Origin of the sequence: Ramlibacter alkalitolerans, assembly GCF_016722765.1 — a bacterium.
In the GTDB taxonomy this organism is placed as follows: Bacteria; Pseudomonadota; Gammaproteobacteria; order Burkholderiales; family Burkholderiaceae_C; genus Ramlibacter; species Ramlibacter alkalitolerans.
This window is the reverse complement of record NZ_JAEQND010000006.1, coordinates 322,846-338,545: the sequence shown is the minus strand read 5'-3', so window position 1 is coordinate 338,545 and position 15,700 is coordinate 322,846. Positions and strand designations below refer to the sequence as shown.

General features: G+C 68.9%; 14 protein-coding genes. 5 read left to right on the top strand and 9 right to left on the bottom strand.

Features of this window, described 5'->3' with window-relative positions; all coding sequences use genetic code 11:
* Nucleotides 1–61 precede the first annotated feature (61 nt).
* Together lgt and JI746_RS12785 are read right to left on the bottom strand one after the other, a co-directional pair.
* On the bottom strand, nt 62–913 hold the full coding sequence (gene lgt, locus JI746_RS12790; RefSeq protein WP_201689926.1) for a prolipoprotein diacylglyceryl transferase: 852 nt from the start codon (nt 911–913) through the stop codon (nt 62–64).
* Between the two features lie 183 nt (nt 914–1,096).
* Complete coding sequence (locus JI746_RS12785) at nt 1,097–1,996, bottom strand: LysR family transcriptional regulator (protein WP_201689925.1); 900 nt, start codon at nt 1,994–1,996, stop codon at nt 1,097–1,099.
* Nucleotides 1,997–2,094: 98 nt separating this feature from the next.
* Between JI746_RS12785 and ilvD the strand changes: the two genes are divergently transcribed.
* Nucleotides 2,095–3,789 carry a dihydroxy-acid dehydratase gene (gene ilvD / locus JI746_RS12780; RefSeq protein ID WP_201689924.1) on the top strand — a complete coding sequence of 565 codons (1,695 nt, stop codon included), beginning with the start codon at nt 2,095–2,097 and terminating at the stop codon, nt 3,787–3,789.
* Between the two features lie 126 nt (nt 3,790–3,915).
* Here the strand turns inward: ilvD and JI746_RS12775 are convergent, their stop codons facing one another.
* Nucleotides 3,916–4,398: a RidA family protein gene (locus JI746_RS12775; RefSeq protein WP_201689923.1), complete on the bottom strand. Its 483-nt coding sequence runs from the start codon at nt 4,396–4,398 to the stop codon at nt 3,916–3,918.
* 115 nt (nt 4,399–4,513) lie between these two features.
* Here JI746_RS12775 and JI746_RS12770 point away from each other — a divergent pair, with 115 nt between their 5' ends.
* Nucleotides 4,514–6,043, top strand: a complete 1,530-nt coding sequence (locus JI746_RS12770) for an FAD-dependent oxidoreductase (RefSeq protein ID WP_201689922.1) — start codon at nt 4,514–4,516, stop codon at nt 6,041–6,043.
* Here JI746_RS12770 and JI746_RS12765 read toward each other — a convergent pair whose 3' ends face one another.
* Complete coding sequence (locus JI746_RS12765; protein WP_201689921.1) at nt 6,044–6,292, bottom strand: TIGR04438 family Trp-rich protein; 249 nt, start codon at nt 6,290–6,292, stop codon at nt 6,044–6,046.
* Between the two features lie 100 nt (nt 6,293–6,392).
* Here JI746_RS12765 and JI746_RS12760 point away from each other — a divergent pair, with 100 nt between their 5' ends.
* Nucleotides 6,393–6,698: a c-type cytochrome gene (locus tag JI746_RS12760; RefSeq protein ID WP_201689920.1), complete on the top strand. Its 306-nt coding sequence runs from the start codon at nt 6,393–6,395 to the stop codon at nt 6,696–6,698.
* A 154-nt stretch (nt 6,699–6,852) separates the two neighbouring features.
* On the opposite strand, the gene acs is transcribed toward JI746_RS12760, so the two are convergent.
* Nucleotides 6,853–8,838 (bottom strand): acetate--CoA ligase, encoded by a 1,986-nt coding sequence (gene acs, locus JI746_RS12755; protein ID WP_201689918.1) that lies wholly within the window; start codon nt 8,836–8,838, stop codon nt 6,853–6,855.
* 152 nt (nt 8,839–8,990) lie between these two features.
* Here acs and JI746_RS12750 point away from each other — a divergent pair, with 152 nt between their 5' ends.
* Both JI746_RS12750 and JI746_RS12745 read left to right on the top strand, forming a co-directional pair.
* Nucleotides 8,991–9,605: a YqhA family protein gene (locus tag JI746_RS12750; protein WP_201689916.1), complete on the top strand. Its 615-nt coding sequence runs from the start codon at nt 8,991–8,993 to the stop codon at nt 9,603–9,605.
* A gap of 103 nt (nt 9,606–9,708) precedes the next feature.
* Nucleotides 9,709–10,368 (top strand): GntR family transcriptional regulator, encoded by a 660-nt coding sequence (locus JI746_RS12745; protein WP_201689915.1) that lies wholly within the window; start codon nt 9,709–9,711, stop codon nt 10,366–10,368.
* Between the two features lie 68 nt (nt 10,369–10,436).
* Here the strand turns inward: JI746_RS12745 and JI746_RS12740 are convergent, their stop codons facing one another.
* From JI746_RS12740 to JI746_RS12725, 4 genes are read right to left on the bottom strand one after another with little or no spacing between them, the layout of a single operon-like run.
* Nucleotides 10,437–11,444 carry a PdxA family dehydrogenase gene (locus JI746_RS12740; protein ID WP_236599782.1) on the bottom strand — a complete coding sequence of 336 codons (1,008 nt, stop codon included), beginning with the start codon at nt 11,442–11,444 and terminating at the stop codon, nt 10,437–10,439.
* Between the two features lie 23 nt (nt 11,445–11,467).
* Nucleotides 11,468–12,880, bottom strand: a complete 1,413-nt coding sequence (locus JI746_RS12735; protein WP_201689913.1) for an MmgE/PrpD family protein — start codon at nt 12,878–12,880, stop codon at nt 11,468–11,470.
* 30 nt (nt 12,881–12,910) lie between these two features.
* Nucleotides 12,911–13,975: an ABC transporter ATP-binding protein gene (locus JI746_RS12730; protein WP_201689912.1), complete on the bottom strand. Its 1,065-nt coding sequence runs from the start codon at nt 13,973–13,975 to the stop codon at nt 12,911–12,913.
* Nucleotides 13,976–13,984: 9 nt separating this feature from the next.
* Nucleotides 13,985–15,700, bottom strand: a complete 1,716-nt coding sequence (locus JI746_RS12725; RefSeq protein ID WP_201689911.1) for an ABC transporter permease — start codon at nt 15,698–15,700, stop codon at nt 13,985–13,987.

The following is a 15,700-nucleotide window of genomic DNA, read 5'->3' as shown; positions in this document are numbered from 1 at the left end:
GCGGCCCGGCGCGCTACGCTGACGCCGAGGCGACACTCGCCGGTCGCCGGGCAGCGCGTTGCTAGCGCGCGGCGGGGCGGCCGCCGGCCGGCGGGTGGCCGGCCGGGTCGGTGCGCGTTTCCGCCCAGACCCAGAGCAGCACGCCGGCGAAGATCATCGGGATGCAAAGCCACTGCCCCATGCTCATCTTCATGGCCAGGATGCCGAGGTGCGCGTCCGGTTCGCGGAAGTACTCCGCGGTGAAGCGGGCGATGCCGTAGCCGACCAGGAACATGGCGGACACCTGGGCCTCCTTGTGCGGCTTGCGCGCATAGAGCCACAGCACGACGAACAGGATGACGCCTTCGAGCAGCAGTTCGTAGATCTGCGAGGGATGGCGCGGCAGGTTGGTGCCGCTTTGCGGGAAGATCATGGCCCAGGGCAGCTCCGGGTCGGCCGGGCGCCCCCACAGCTCGCCGTTGATGAAGTTGCCGATGCGCCCGCAGCCCAGGCCGGGCGGCACGCAGGGCGCGACCAGGTCCATCAGTTGCCAGAAGGGCTTGTGGCGGGTTCGCGCGTACCAGATCTGCGAGACGATCACGCCGATCAGGCCGCCGTGGAAGCTCATGCCGCCCTGCCACACGTAGAGGATCTGCAGCGGGTTGGCCAGGTAGAAGCCGGGCTTGTAGAACAGGCAGTATCCCAGCCGCCCGCCGATCACCACCCCCAGCACGCCGGCGAAGAGCATGTCCTCGATGTCCTTGCGCGACCAGGCGCCGGGGCCCTGGACGGAGCGGAAGGGCTCGTGCTTGAGCCGCTGGTTGGCCAGCAGCAGGAACAGCCCGAAGGCGAGCAGGTAGGTGAGCCCGTACCAGTGGATGGCCAGCGGGCCGATCTGCAGCGCGACCGGATCGATCTTCGGGTGAATGAGCATGGGCAGGTATTTTGGCGCACGTGGCGCTCTATCGGGCGACGAGGAAAGCCGGACAGCCGAACGCAGAAGCCGCAAAAGTGACGCAGAAACCGCAGAAGGACATCCTCTTGATCAGGTTTTTTCTGCGGCTTCTGCGTAGCTTTTGCGGCTTTTGCGTTCGGCTGTCCGCGTTTACCGGCGGCCTCACGCCCGCACGCACTCGACGAAGCGCTCCAGCACCGGCGACATCGTCGACCAGACCAGCGTCGTCTCGCACGAGGGCACGCTCGCACCCTGCTTGCCGGCGAGCTGGCGGTAGGTGACGCCGGTGCGCTGGAACTGGCGCACGCTCTCGGGCACCCAGGCCAGGCCCAGGCCGGCTGCGACCAGGTTGACGATCGTCTGCATCTGGATCGCCTCCTGCGCGATGCGCGGCTCGCGGCCGGCTGCGTGGTACATGCCGAAGATCGCATCGTGCAGCGAAGGCACGATGCGGCGCGGGAAGATCACCAGCGGCTCGTCGAGCACGCCGCCCAGCGACAGGCGCGCCGCACGCGCGAGCGCATGCGCGTCGGGCAGCGCCAGCACCAGCGGCTCGCTCGCCACGCGCAGGTGCGCGAGCCCCGCCGGCGCGAAGTCCGGCGAATGCAGCATGAAGCCGGCATCGATCTCGCCCCGCGCGAAGGCCTGCATCTGCACGTCGCCGGTGGCTTCGATCAGCTCCATCTGCACCTGCGGATGGCGGGCGCGGAAGGCGCGCAGCCACTGCGGCAGCAGCGCGAAGCCCACGGTCGACACGAACGCGATGCGCAGCCGCCCCAGCTCGCCACCGGCGGCCGCCCGCGCCTGCGCCGGCAGGCCCTGCGCCCGCGAAAGCAGCTCGCGCACCTGCGGCAGCAGCGCCTCGCCCGCCGGGGTGAGCCGCACGCTGCGCTTGGTACGCTCGAACAGGCGCGCGCCGAGCAGGCGCTCCAGTTGCGCGATCCCCTGCGTCAGCGGCGGCTGCGTCATATGCAGGCCGCGGGCGGCGCGGCCGAAGTGGAGCTCCTCGGCGACGGCCAGGAACTGGCGCCACAGGCGCAACTCGATCAGCGGCTCGCTCATATGCCGTGCATATTAGTCCGTACCCCGAAATGGATTGGAAGGAATCACGGCGGCGGCGCATACTCCGGGCCTTCCCCCCGTACGACGGACTCACAGCCATGGACCAGAAGACCATCCAGCTGCGCCTGCGCAGCGACAACATCACGCAGGGCAAATCGCGGGCGCCGAACCGCTCCATGTATTACGGCATGGGCTACAAGGAGACCGATTTCGGCAAGCCCATGGTGGGCGTCGCCAACGGCCACAGCACGATCACGCCCTGCAACAGCGGCCTGCAGAAGCTGGCCGATGCGGCGGTGGAAGGCATCGCGGAGGCCGGCGGCAATCCGCAGATCTTCGGCACCCCCACCATCTCCGACGGCATGGCGATGGGCACCGAGGGCATGAAGTACTCGCTGGTCTCGCGCGAGGTGATCGCCGACTGCATCGAGACCTGCGTGCAGGGCCAGTGGATGGACGGCGTGCTGGTCGTGGGCGGCTGCGACAAGAACATGCCGGGCGGCATGATGGGCATCCTGCGCGCCAACGTGCCGGCCATCTACGTCTACGGCGGCACCATCCTGCCGGGCAAGTGGAAGGGCCAGGACCTGAACATCGTCAGCGTGTTCGAGGCCGTGGGCCAGAACGCCGCCGGCAAGATCAGCGACCAGGAACTCAAGGACATCGAGCAGCACGCCATCCCCGGCACCGGCTCCTGCGGCGGCATGTACACCGCCAACACGATGTCGTCGGCGTTCGAGGCCATGGGCATGTCCCTGCCCTACTCCTCCACCATGGCCAATCCGCACGACGAGAAGCAGAATTCGGCGAAGGAATCGGCCCGGGTGCTGATGGAGGCGATCCGCAAGGACCTGAAGCCGCGCGACATCGTGACGCGCGAGTCGCTGGAGAACGCGGTGGCGGTGATCATGGCCACCGGCGGCTCGACCAACGCGGTGCTGCACTTCCTGGCCATCGCGCATGCGGCGGGCGTGGAGTGGACCATCGACGACTTCGAGCGCGTGCGCCGCAAGACGCCGGTGATCTGCGACCTCAAGCCCTCCGGCAAGTACCTCGCGGTGGACCTGCACCAGGCCGGCGGCATCCCGCAGGTGATGAAGCTGCTGCTGAATGCCGGCCTGCTGCACGGCGACTGCATGACGATCACCGGCAAGACCATCGCCGAGACGCTGAAGGACATCCCCGATGCGCCGCCCGCGGGCCAGGACGTGATCCGCACGATCGCCGACCCGATGTACGAGCAGGGGCACCTGGCGATCCTGAAGGGGAACCTGTCGCCGGAAGGCGCGGTCGCCAAGATCACGGGGCTGAAGAACCCCGTGATGACCGGCCCGGCGCGCGTCTTCGACGACGAGCAATCAGCACTGCACGCCATTCTCGACGGGAAGATCCGGGCCGGCGACGTCATGGTACTGCGGTATCTCGGTCCGAAGGGCGGCCCCGGCATGCCCGAGATGCTCGCGCCGACGGGCGCGCTCATCGGTGCGGGGCTGGGCGAGAGCGTCGGCCTGATCACGGACGGGCGCTTCAGCGGCGGCACCTGGGGCATGGTGGTCGGCCACGTCGCACCGGAAGCGGCGGCGGGGGGCACCATCGCCTTCGTGAACGAGGGCGATTCGATCACCATCGACGCGCACCAGCTCAAGCTGGAACTGAACGTGCCGGACGAGGAGATCGCCAGGCGCCGCGCCAACTGGACGCAGCCGGCGCCGCGCTACACGCGGGGCGTGCAGGCGAAGTTCGCGTTCAATGCGGCGAGCGCGAGTAGGGGGGCGGTGCTGGACGCGTTCTGAGGACGTGCAGGCTCACCTTGTAGGCTGGCGCGGCGCCAGCCGCGGAAGGTGAGCCGCGCGAACCCCAGCTTGGGGCCCCGCGCGCGCGCAACGCTGGGGTTCGCGCGCTGCGCGGCCCACCCCAGCCTACGTCCTGCCCTCCAGCGCGCAAGCCACCAGGTCGATCTCCACCGTCGCGTCCTTCGGCAACTGGTACACCCCGATCGAGGTGCGCGCATGCGCGCCGGCCTCGCCGAAGATGGCATGCAGCAGGGCCGAGGCGGCGTCGCCCACCTCGCTGTGCTGCGTGAAGTGCTCGCTGCACTGCACGTAGACGTTCATCTTCGGGATCGCGCGGACGGCGTCCAGCGAGCCCAGCGCACGGCGCAGCAGCGCCAGGCCGCGCAGCACGCAGATCTTCGCGGCCCGCTGCGCCTCGTCCAGCGGCACGTCCGCACCGGCGCGGCCGGTCACCGCCACGACCTCGCCCACGCGCGGCACCTGTCCGCTCACGTACAGCGTGTTGCCGTCGCGCACGACCGGCGCGTAGATGCCGCCCAGGCGGATCTCGCCATCGAAGGACAGGCCGAGGGCCGAAGCCGCAGCAGTGAAATCGGTGTCGCGTGACATGGGGTCGCAGTGTCGGGCTGTGCCCCTTGCGCGTCAACGTGCTGTGTCGTCCTTGTCCTACGACCTGCACGCAAGCCGCTGCCTACGATCGGGTTTTGCGCAGGGAGAACGCACCATGGACACCCTTTCCGTCTGGCGCGGCACGGCCGCACCCACCGGGTATGCGATGTTGAGTGGCGACGTCACCTGCGACGTGCTGATCATCGGCGGCGGCATCACCGGCGTGACGCTGGCGGACCTGCTGGCGGAGCAGAAGACGGCCAATCCGCCGCGCGTGGTGCTGCTCGAGGCCGACGAGATCGGCACCGGCACCACGGGCAATTCCACCGGCAACCTGTACGAGACGCTGTCCAGCGGCCTGCGCCAGGTCGCGGACAAGTGGGGCGCCGAGGTCGCGCGCCAGGTGGTCAGCGAGCGGCGCACCGCCGTGAACTTCATCGAGGAACGCTGCCGCCTGTTGCCGGACGTCGGCTTTCGCCGCTGCGACCTCGTCGAGTGGGCCGATGCCGCGCACAACGAGGCGATCCGCCAGGAATTCAATGCGCTGACCGCGGCCGGCTGCGCGGTGGAGCGGGGATCCAGCATTCCCGCTCCGCTGCCGCCCGCCGAAGGCGAGGTGCTCGTGCTGCGCAACCAGGCGCAGTTCCAGCCGCAGGCCTACGTCGTCGCCCTCGCGCGGCGCGCCGCCGAGGCGGGATGCACGATCCACGAGCACTCGCGCGTGCTGGAGATCGACCACAAGGCGAAGCGCGCCGTGACGGCCTCCGGCAGCGTGACGGCCAGGGACATCGTGATGGCGACGCATTCGCCCAAGGGCGTGCACCTGGTGCACACCGAGATGCCGGTGCACCGCGAATACGCCCTCGCCCTGGAGTGGACGCCCGATGCGCCGCCCGGCCCCGGCACCTTCTGGTGGAAGGCCACCGAGCACCTCTCGATCCGCAGGCTGCAGGCCGGCAACCGGCATTTCCTGATCTGTGCCGGGCAGGAGCACAAGGTGGGCGTTCACAACGCCACGGCCGGCATGATCGCGCTGGAGAACCTGGCGAAGAAGTACTTCGGCGAGCGGCCGGTCACGCATCGCTGGTCGGCGCAGAACTACCGCGGCGCCGACGCCCTGCCCTACATCGGCCGCAACCATTCCGGCTGCTTCATCGCCACCGGCTTCGGCACCGACGGCCTGACCTGGGGCACGGTGGCCGCGCGCCTGATCGCCGCGGAGCTACTCGGACACAAGTCCGCCTTCGCGGACCTGGTCAAGCCGGGGCGGCTGTCGCCCGTGAAGGGCGGCAAGAGCATCCTCGAAGAGAACGTGCTGGTGGTCAAGCAGCTCGTGAAGGACTACCTGACCAGGCCGCAGAACGAGAAGCTGGCCGCATTGAAGGCGGGCGACAGCGCCATCGTCGATGCCGAGGGCGAGACCTTCGCCGCCTACCGCGCACCGGACGGCGAGCTGTTCGCCGTGTCGCCGGTGTGCACGCACGTGGGCTGCAAGGTGCACTGGAACAGCGTGGAGACGAGCTGGGATTGCCCTTGCCACGGCAGCCGCTTCCGCCCGGACGGCACGGTGATCGAAGGCCCCGCGCTCAGCCCCCTCAAGCGCAAGCACACGCCCGACCTCGCGCAGGGCGATCCGGCGGCCTGATCAGCGCCGGCCGGACTTGCGGGTGCCCAGCCCGAGCTGCTCGCGCTGGCGGTCCAGGCGCGCCTGCTTGCGCACGTTCTCGCGCTCCATGGCCTTCTTCTTGGTGTAGCCGGACCAGTCGGCCCAGGTCCACCACACCACGGCCAGCGCAAAGGGCGACAGCACGATCCACCACGACCAGGCGGCCACCGGGCCCACCTCAAGGTACTTCAGTGCGAGCAGGACGATGCCCAACCCCAGGAACAGCATGCGACCCTCCTCCTCGTGCCAAATGGTCCACGGCCGGCGGGGTCAACGCCGGTCCGTACAATCCCGTTGAAGGAATGTAACTCAAGCGAGAGGACTCACTATGAATCGTGCCCTGATTGCGCTGGCTGCCCTGGCCGCCATGTCCGCGCCGGCGCTGGCGGACCAGGCGCTGGCAACCGCGAAGAACTGCATGGCCTGCCATGCCATCGACAAGAAGCTGGTGGGCCCCGCCTACAAGGAAGTGGCGGCCAAGTACGCCGGCCAGAAGGATGCCGTGGACAAGCTGGCCGCCAAGATCATGAAGGGCGGCGCAGGCGTGTGGGGCCCGGTGCCGATGCCGGCCAATGCGCAGGTGAACGAGGCCGAGGCGAAGAAGCTGGCCGCGTGGGTGCTGACGCAGAAGTAGGCCTTCGGCACTCAGCAAGAAGCCCGCCTTTCGGCGGGCTTTTTCGTTTTCCTCCCTCTCCCGCTTGCGGGAGAGGGTTGGGGTGAGGGGGATGTTCCGGCGCCGCAGCCCCCTCACCCCTGCCCTCTCCCCGGAGGGGAGAGGGAGAAAGACCTCAGTTCGTCTCCGACAGCTGATCCAGAATCGCCGGATTCTCCAGCGTCGACGTGTCCTGCGTCACCTTCTCGCCCTTGGCGATCGAGCGCAGCAGGCGGCGCATGATCTTGCCGCTGCGGGTCTTGGGCAGGTTGTCGCCGAAGCGGATGTCCTTGGGCTTGGCGATCGGGCCGATCTCGTGCGCGACCCAGTTGCGCAGCTCGTTGGCGATCTTCTTCGCTTCCTCGCCGGTCGGACGGGGGCGCTTCAGCACGACGAAGGCGCAGATCGCCTCGCCGGTCAGGTCGTCGGGACGGCCCACCACCGCGGCCTCGGCCACCAGGTCCGTCTTGCCCACCAGCGCCGACTCGATCTCCATCGTGCCCATGCGGTGGCCCGAGACGTTCAGCACGTCGTCGATGCGACCCGTGATACGGAAGTAGCCGGTCTTGGCGTCGCGCACCGCGCCGTCGCCGGCCAGGTAAAGCTTGCCCCCCATCTCCTCCGGGAAGTACGACTTCCTGAAGCGATCCGGGTCGTTCCAGATCGTGCGGATCATCGACGGCCAGGGGCGCTTGATCACCAGCATGCCGCCCGAGCCGTTCGGGATGTCATGGCCCGCCTCGTCGACGATCGCGGCCATGATGCCGGGCAGCGGCAGCGTGCAGGAACCGGGGATGGTGGGCGTGGCGCCGGGCAGCGGCGTGATCACGTGGCCGCCGGTTTCGGTCTGCCAGAAGGTGTCCACGATCGGGCAGCGCTCGCCGCCCACGTTCCGGTGGTACCACATCCAGGCTTCGGGGTTGATCGGCTCGCCCACCGTGCCGAGGATGCGCAGCGAGCTGAGGTTCCAGTTCTTCGGATGGACCTTCTCGTCGGTCTCGGCCGCCTTGATCAGCGAACGGATCGCGGTGGGCGCCGTGTAGAACACGCTCACCTGGTGCTTCTCGATCATCTGCCAGAAGCGGCCCGCGTGCGGGAAGGTGGGGATGCCTTCGAACATCAGCTGCGTGGCGCCGGCCGCCAGCGGGCCGTAGGCGACGTAGGTGTGGCCCGTGATCCAGCCGATGTCGGCGGTGCACCAGAACAGGTCCTGCGGCTTGATGTCGAAGGTCCAGTCCATCGTGAGCTTGGCCCACAGCAGGTAGCCGCCGGTGGAGTGCTGCACGCCCTTGGGCTTGCCGGTGGAGCCGGAGGTATAGAGGATGAACAGCGGATGCTCCGCGTTCACCGGCTCGGGCTTGCACTCGCTCGACTGGCCGGCGAGCACCTCGTCGAAGGTCTTGTCGCGGCCCGCGACCATGTTGCAGGCGGTGGCGGTGCGCTGGTAGACGATCACCGAGCGGATCGTCTCGCAGCCGCCCAGGGCCAGCGCTTCGTCGACGATGGACTTCAGGCCCAGCTCCTTGCCGCCGCGCATCTGGTAGTTGGCCGTGACCACCGCCACCGCGCCGGCGTCGATGATGCGTTCCTGCAGGGACTTGGCGGAGAAGCCGCCGAACACCACGCTGTGCGTCGCGCCGATGCGGGCGCAGGCCTGCATCGCGATCACGCCTTCGACCGTCATCGGCATGTAGATGACGACGCGGTCGCCCTTGGCGATGCCCTGCGCCTTGAGCGCGTTGGCGAACTGGCCGACGCGCGCCAGCAGTTCCTTGTAGGTGACCTGCGTGACCTTGCCGTCATCCGACTCGAAGATGATCGCGGTCTTGTTCTCCACCGCGGTGCCCATGTGCCGGTCCAGGCAGTTGGCGCTGGCGTTCAGTTCGCCGTCGGAGAACCACTTGTAGAAGGGCGCATCCGACTCGTCGAGCGTCTTCGTGAAGGGCTTGGTCCACTGCACGTTGCCGCGTGCCAGGCGCGCCCAGAAACCCTCGAAATCCCGCTCGGCTTCCTGGCACAGGGCTTCGTACGCGGCCATGCCGGAAATCCGGGCGGCCTTCACCGTGGCGTCGCTGGGGGGGAAAACGCGGTTTTCGACCAGGGTCGACTCGATGGCACTCATGCTTGTCTCCGGAAAGGGGGATGAATTCGGGGCGTAATGTCCGGTTCGGCACTTACGGCCCACTGACTGGCGCATAGCTTACAGAGGCAGTGGCGCGGAGCGCCAGAGTGCAGGTCCCTACAATCGCGCAGTCCCTGTTCGACCGACTCCGCATGCAACAACTTCCCGGCACCAGCCCCAGTTCCCCCCTGCGTCCGCTGCCCAACCTGATCTTCGCCAGCCGCTGGTTGCAACTTCCGCTGTACCTGGGGCTGATCGCGGCGCAGGCGGTGTACGTGGTGCACTTCCTGCTCGAACTGTGGCACCTGGTGGAGGCGGCCGCCGGCAGCCAGACGGCGCTGCAGCAGCTCATCTCCAGCATCGGCTACCGGTCCACCGTGCAGACCACGTCGCTCAACGAGACGATCATCATGCTCGTCGTGCTGGCGCTGATCGACGTGGTGATGATTTCCAACCTGCTGATCATGGTCATCGTCGGCGGCTACGAGACCTTCGTCAGTCGGATGAACCTGGAAGGCCACCCCGACCAGCCCGAGTGGTTGAGCCACGTGAATGCCTCCGTGCTGAAGGTGAAGCTGGCAACCGCCATCATCGGCATTTCCTCCATCCACCTGCTCAAGACCTTCATCAACGCGGACAACTACTCGGACAAGGTGCTGATCGCGCAGACCGTCATCCACATCACCTTCCTGCTGTCGGCGATGGCGATCGCCTTCACCGACCGCCTGATGGCGCCCCCGGGGCACCACAACACCGAGGAGCTCTGAAGCCGCGGCGGCAGTCGCAAAGTGTCGACACTCTGCGTGACAGCGTCGACAGCCTTGCTATGATCGCCGACAGCGCCGCGCCTTGCGGGCGGCGCTGCACCGCATGACCGCCGTCCCGCCCATCGCCACCGCCGAAAGCCTTTCGCGCAGCATCGCGGAGCAGCTCCAGCAGCTGATCTACGCGGGCGAGTTCAAGGCCGGCGACCGCCTGAACGAGGCCGCCCTGGCCGTGCGCATGGGCACCAGCCGCGGCCCGATCCGCGAGGCGATCCGCATCCTCACCGGCACGGGCCTGGTCACGCCGGTGGTCAACCGCGGCGTGTTCGTGCGCCAGGTCTCGATCCGCGAACTGCTTGAGATCTACGACCTGCGCGCGCTGGTGTTCGGCTTCGCGGCGGCGCGGGCGGCGGAGAACGTCGCCGACGAACACCGGGCGCAGTTCGAGGCGCTGCTCGAAGGCATGGAGCAGGCTTCGCAGGCCGGCGACGGCGGCGCGTACTACGAACGCAACGTGCAGTTCCATGCCCTGGTGCTGCAGCTCGCGCACAACGAGCGCGCGCACCGGCTCTATGACAGCTACGTGAAGGAACTGCACCTGTACCGGCGGCAGAACTTCAACACCGCCGGGAACATGCGGCGTTCGAATGCGGAGCACCGCAAGCTGTACGAGGCGATCGCGAAGGGCAATGCGGTCAAGGCGAAGCAGTACGCGGAGGAGCATATCCAGGCGGGCAAGCAGAGGTTGCTGGCTTCGGCTGCGTAGGCTGCTGCGTGCTTCGTAGCGATGCGCGAAGCGCTGGGGTTCCGGCGCTGCCGCGCGTCACCGCCAGCCTACGAATCCGCGCTGACCCGCCGCGCCGCCGCCATCCTTGCCGCGATCCGCACCGCCTGCTCCAGCGCTCCCGACTCCGCCTTGCCCTGCCCCACGATGTCGAACGCGGTGCCGTGCGCGGGCGTCGTGTAGATCGTGCGCAGGCCCGCCGTCACGGTGACGCCCTTGTGGAAGCCGAGCAGCTTGGTCGCGATCTGGCCCTGGTCGTGGTACATCATGACCACGCCGTCGTATTCGCCCTTGAGGGCTTTCAGGAAGATCGCATCCGAGGAGATCGGGCCGCTGACGGCGATCCCCTCCTCCTGCAGCCGCCGCACCGCCGGGGCGATCAGCCGGATCTCCTCGTCGCCGAACAGGCCGCCCTCGCCGCAATGCGGATTGAGCGCCGCAACGCCGATGCGCGGCGGCGCGAAGCCGCGCGCGCGCAAGGTGGTGTCGGCCAGCCGCACGGCGGCGGCGATGCGCTCGGGCGTGATCAGGTCCAGCGCGCGGCGCAGGGCCACGTGCGAGGTGACGCGGAAGGTGGAGAACTGCTCGATGACGTTCATCTCGCCGAAGAAGCCCTCGTGCGCGTTCCAGGCGGCGAACATCTGGTGCTCGTCCGGGTACTTCCAGCCGCCGGCATGCAGCGCCGCCTTCGACAGCGGCGCGAACGAGACCGCATCGAGCGAGCCTTGCTGCGCGAGCTGCGTCATGTGCAGCAGGGTCTCGCCCGCGAGGCGGCCCGACTCGGCGGAATTCTCGCGCCGCGGCAGCGTGGCGGGATCGACGTTGCCGAGATCCAGCACCGGGATCCCGGGGCGCGACCAGTGGATCGCGTCGACGCTCGCGTGCGTGCACCAGGCCGGCTGCACGCCGGCTTCGCGGCAGCCCAGCTCGAACACGCGCGCGTCGCCGATCACGACGACGCGCGCCACCTCGCGCAGGCGGCCGCTGGCCAGCAGCTTCGCCGTGATCTCCGGGCCGATGCCGGTCATGTCGCCGGGCATGAGGCCGATGACCGGCAAAGCGTCTCCTTCCACGAAGTGCCTCATGCCTGCAGCGCCGCCATCAGTGTCGCGATCTTCGGCAGCGACTCCAGTTCGCGCACCATGGCGACCACCTCCTGCGCCCGCGCCTGCGGGAAGCGCGCGAACTCCGCGTTCTCGCGGAACTTGTCGGCCACTTCGTCGTACGTCATCGGCATCGCCGGGCTGCCCTTGCCGAAGTCGGCCCGGCCGCGAACCTTGCGGCCGTTCGCCAGCTCGATGTCGATCAGCGTCGTCATCTTGTGATAGCCGGCATCCTCGGCCTCCTGGTCCACCACGAAGTCCACCTTCTCGATCATCGCGCGCACGTCGGGGCGCAGCACGACGGCGTCGGTGAATTCGTTGAGCCCCGCCCGCCCTTCGAGCAGCAGGATCGCCATGCAGAACTCCATCGAGAACTTCGCCTGCAGCTCGTTGGTCGGGCGGTGGTGGATCAGCGCATTGGGCATGTTGTGGTTGGTGCCGACCCGCACGCGCACGACGTCCTTCGCCTCGATCCGGTGCTCGCGGATCAGGCGCAGCATCTCGGTCATGCCCGGGTGCGTGAGCGAGCCGGAGGGATGCGGCTTGATCGACACGCCGGGCTCGGCGAAGGTCCAGGGCCGGCCGAGCCGGCCGGCGATCGCCTGGCTGTCGTAGCCGCCGCCGGCGGCGCTGAAGAAGCCGCGCGGCGCTTCGAGGATGCGGTCCGTCGCCGTCCAGCCGTAGGAGGCGAACTGCGCCGCCGCCACCCCGCTTTCGGAGGCGCGGCCGGCGTGGAACGGCTTGGTCATGGTGCCGAAGTTCTCGCGCAGGCCGGCCGACTGGCTGCCGGCGATCGACAGCGCCCGCGCCGTGGCCTCCTCTTCCAGTCCCATCAGGCGCGCCGCCGCCGCCGCACCGGCAAAGGTGCCGCAGGTCGCGGTGGAATGGAAGCCGGTCTGGTAGTGGCGCGGGTTGATCGCCTCGGAGATCTTGCACTCCACCTCCACCCCGAGGTGGTAGGCCAGCATGGCCTGCGCGCCGCTCGCATCGGTGGCCTCACCCATCGCCAATGCGGCGGGAAGCGCCGGCGCCGTGGGATGCGTGAGCAGGCCGTAGACGCGGTCGGTCGCCACGGCGAGTTGCGTGTCGTCGTAGTCGTCGGCGTGGATGCCGACCCCATTGGCGAAGGCAGCGAAACGCGGCGCGACCTTCAGCCGGGTGCCGATCACGGTCGCCGCGCCGGCCCCGAGCTGCAGGTCGCCCAGGTGGCGCCGCACCAGTTCGCCCAGGTGGCTGGCCCCCCCGGAGAGCGCCAGGCCGAGGCCGTCGAGGATCGACTTCTTGCCCAGGGCCACCACGTCCTGCGGCAGGTCGGAGACTTTCGTGTTGCAGATGAAATCCGACACGTAGCGGGTCAGGTGCTCCGTCGCCTGTTGCTCGATGATGCTCACGCGTGCTCCTCGGGGTGTGTTGAAACGGGTTCAGTGCGCCAGCGCGCGGCAGTGCTCCGGCGGCAGGTGCAGCCACACGCTTTCGCCCGGCGGGATGCTCAGTCCGGCGGGCGTGACGGCGCGCACCGTCTCTCCGTCGGGCAGGCTGACCAGGTAGTCGCGGTGCGAGCCGAGGTAGATCTGGCGCGCCACGCTGCCCTGCACGATGTTCGTTTCGGCCTCGGGCCGCCCGCGGCTCAGGCGCACGTCGTGGTGCCGCACGGAAACGGCGGCGGCGTCGCCGGTCTCGAACTCGCCGGAGCCGCAGCGCAGCACCAGGCCGTTGGCGCAGGCCACGGCGTCGGCGCCGTCCCAGCGGCCGCGCAGCAGGTTGGTGCCGCCTATGAAGCGCGCCACGAACTCCGTGCGCGGGCGCTGGTAGATCTCCTCCGGCGAGCCGGTCTGCTCGATCACGCCCTCGTTCATCACCACGATCAGGTCGGCGGTGGTCATGGCCTCGGCCTGGTCGTGCGTGACGTACACCGTGGTGTAGCGGTACTTGTCGTGCAGGCGGCGGATTTCGAAGCGCATCTCCTCGCGCAGGTTGGCGTCGAGGTTGGACAGCGGCTCGTCGAGCAGCAGCGTCTCCGGCTCCACGACCAGGGCGCGCGCCAGGGAAACACGCTGCTGCTGGCCGCCGGACAGTTCGCCCGGGTAGCGCTGCGCCAGCTGCGCGAGCTTGGTCGCTGCCAGGATGGTGTCGGCGCGCTGCTGCGCCTCGCTGCGCGACAGGCCGCGCAGCTTCAGGCCGTAGGCGACGTTGTCGAACACGGTCATGTGCGGCCAGAGCGCGTAGCTCTGGAAGATCATCGACATGTTGCGCCGCTCGGGCGCCTCGCTCGCACCCGGCGCCGAGATGCGCCGGCCGCCGACGCGGATCTCGCCCGCATCGGGCTCGATGAAGCCGGCGATCAGCCGCAGCGTGGTCGTCTTGCCGCAGCCGGAGGGCCCGAGCAGGCAGACCAGCTGGCCCTTTTCCACCGCGAGCGACAGGTCCTTGACGACCGCGGCACCGGCATAGCGCTTGGAAAGTCCGTTGAGTTCGAGGAAGGCCATCGGTGGTGTTCAGCGCAGGGCGGGCAGGCGGGGGCCGCCCAGCAGGGGCATGCGGTTGGCGAGGACGACCACCGCGAAGGAGACGACCAGCAGCATGATCCCGAGGACCGAGATCGCGCCCATGTCGCCGCTTTCGTTGAGGTCGTAGATGATCACGGACACCAGCTTGGTGTTGGCCGTGGTGAGCAGGATGGTGGCCGAGAGCTCGCGGATGGTGCCGATGAAGACGAAGCACCAGGTGGCGATGACGCTCGTGCGCAGCAGCGGCGCCGTCACCAGGCGCAGCGTCTTCAGGCGGCTGGCGCCGAGGATGCGGCTGGCCTCCTCCAGCTCCGGGTGGATGCCGTGGAAGGCGGCGGACAGCTGCTGGTAGCCGGCCGGCATCTCGATGGTGAGGAAGGCGATCAGCAGGATCCACAGCGTGCCGTACAGCATCAGCTGCGGGTGCGAATAGGTCAGGAACAGGCCGACGCCCAGCACGATGCCGGGGATGGCCACCGGCGCCGTCGCGAGCATGCCGATCCAGGCCGTGCCGGCCACCGGCCGGCGGGAGACCAGGTAGGCCGCCAGCAGCGCCAGCCCGGTGCCGATGGTAGCGGTGGAAATACCGAGCAGGAACGTGTTCCACATCGCCAGCCGCGTGGCCGAGAACTCGAAGAACACGAAGCGGAAGTGGTGCAGCGTGAGCCCGTCGACTCCGTTCCTCGTGAGCGCCGCCTTGGCGAGCGCGGCATACGGCAGCAGCACCGTGAGCGAAAGCACCAGCAGCGCGAACGCGATGCCCACGGGTGTCCATCGGCCCAGGCGCGTCACGCGCGGCTCGCCGCTCTTGCCGCCCAGCACCGTGTAGCCCTTGCGCCCGAGGACCCAGGACTTGCCCTGCAGCAGCAGCACGGTGATCAGCAGCAGCGGCAGCGAGGCCGCCGCCGCCAGCCCCGGTTTCGGCGGGTACTGGAACAGGCTCCAGATCTTGGTCGTGATCACGTGGAAGCCGGCGGGCAGCGCCAGGATCGCCGGCGAGCCGAACATGGTCAGCGCCTGCAGCACCGCGATCATGGCGCCGGCCAGCAGCGCGGGCAGCACCAGCGGCAGCGTCACGCGGCGCAGCGTGGTCCAGCCGCGCGCGCCCAGGATGGACGAGGCGTCCTCCAGGTCGGAAGGCACGCGGTCCAGGCCGTTGGCCACCAGCGTGAAGACGTAGGGGAAGGTGTAGCAGGCGATCGCGAACACCAGCCCGCCGAAGCTGTAGATGTTGACGAGCGCGTCGTAGGGCTGCGCCCCGGTGAGCTGGCGCCAGAACACATTGAGCAGGCCGCTGTTGGGGGCCGCCAGGATCTCCCACGCGATCGCCCCCAGGAAGGGCGGCGTGACGAAGGAGGCGGTGACCAGCGCCCGCACGAGGCGCCGGCCGGGCAGGTCGGTGCGCGCGACGAGCCAGGCGAGCGGCGCCGCGATCGCGCAGGACAGCGCGCCGACGCCCAGCGCCATCGCCACCGCGATGCCGAAGGACTTGCGCAGGGGCTTGTCGGTCAGCAGCGTCGCGAAGTTGGCCAGCGTGAACTGGCCGTCCTTGTCGACGATGCTGTAGTACGCCAGCCAGGCGAGCGGCAGGACGACCAGGACGACCAGCACCGCGGCCAGCACATAGGCCGCGGGCCTGAGCAGGTCGATGCGGAAGTGGGGCCTGGCGAGAGCGACCGGTGCGTCCGGCAGGGCGACCGACAT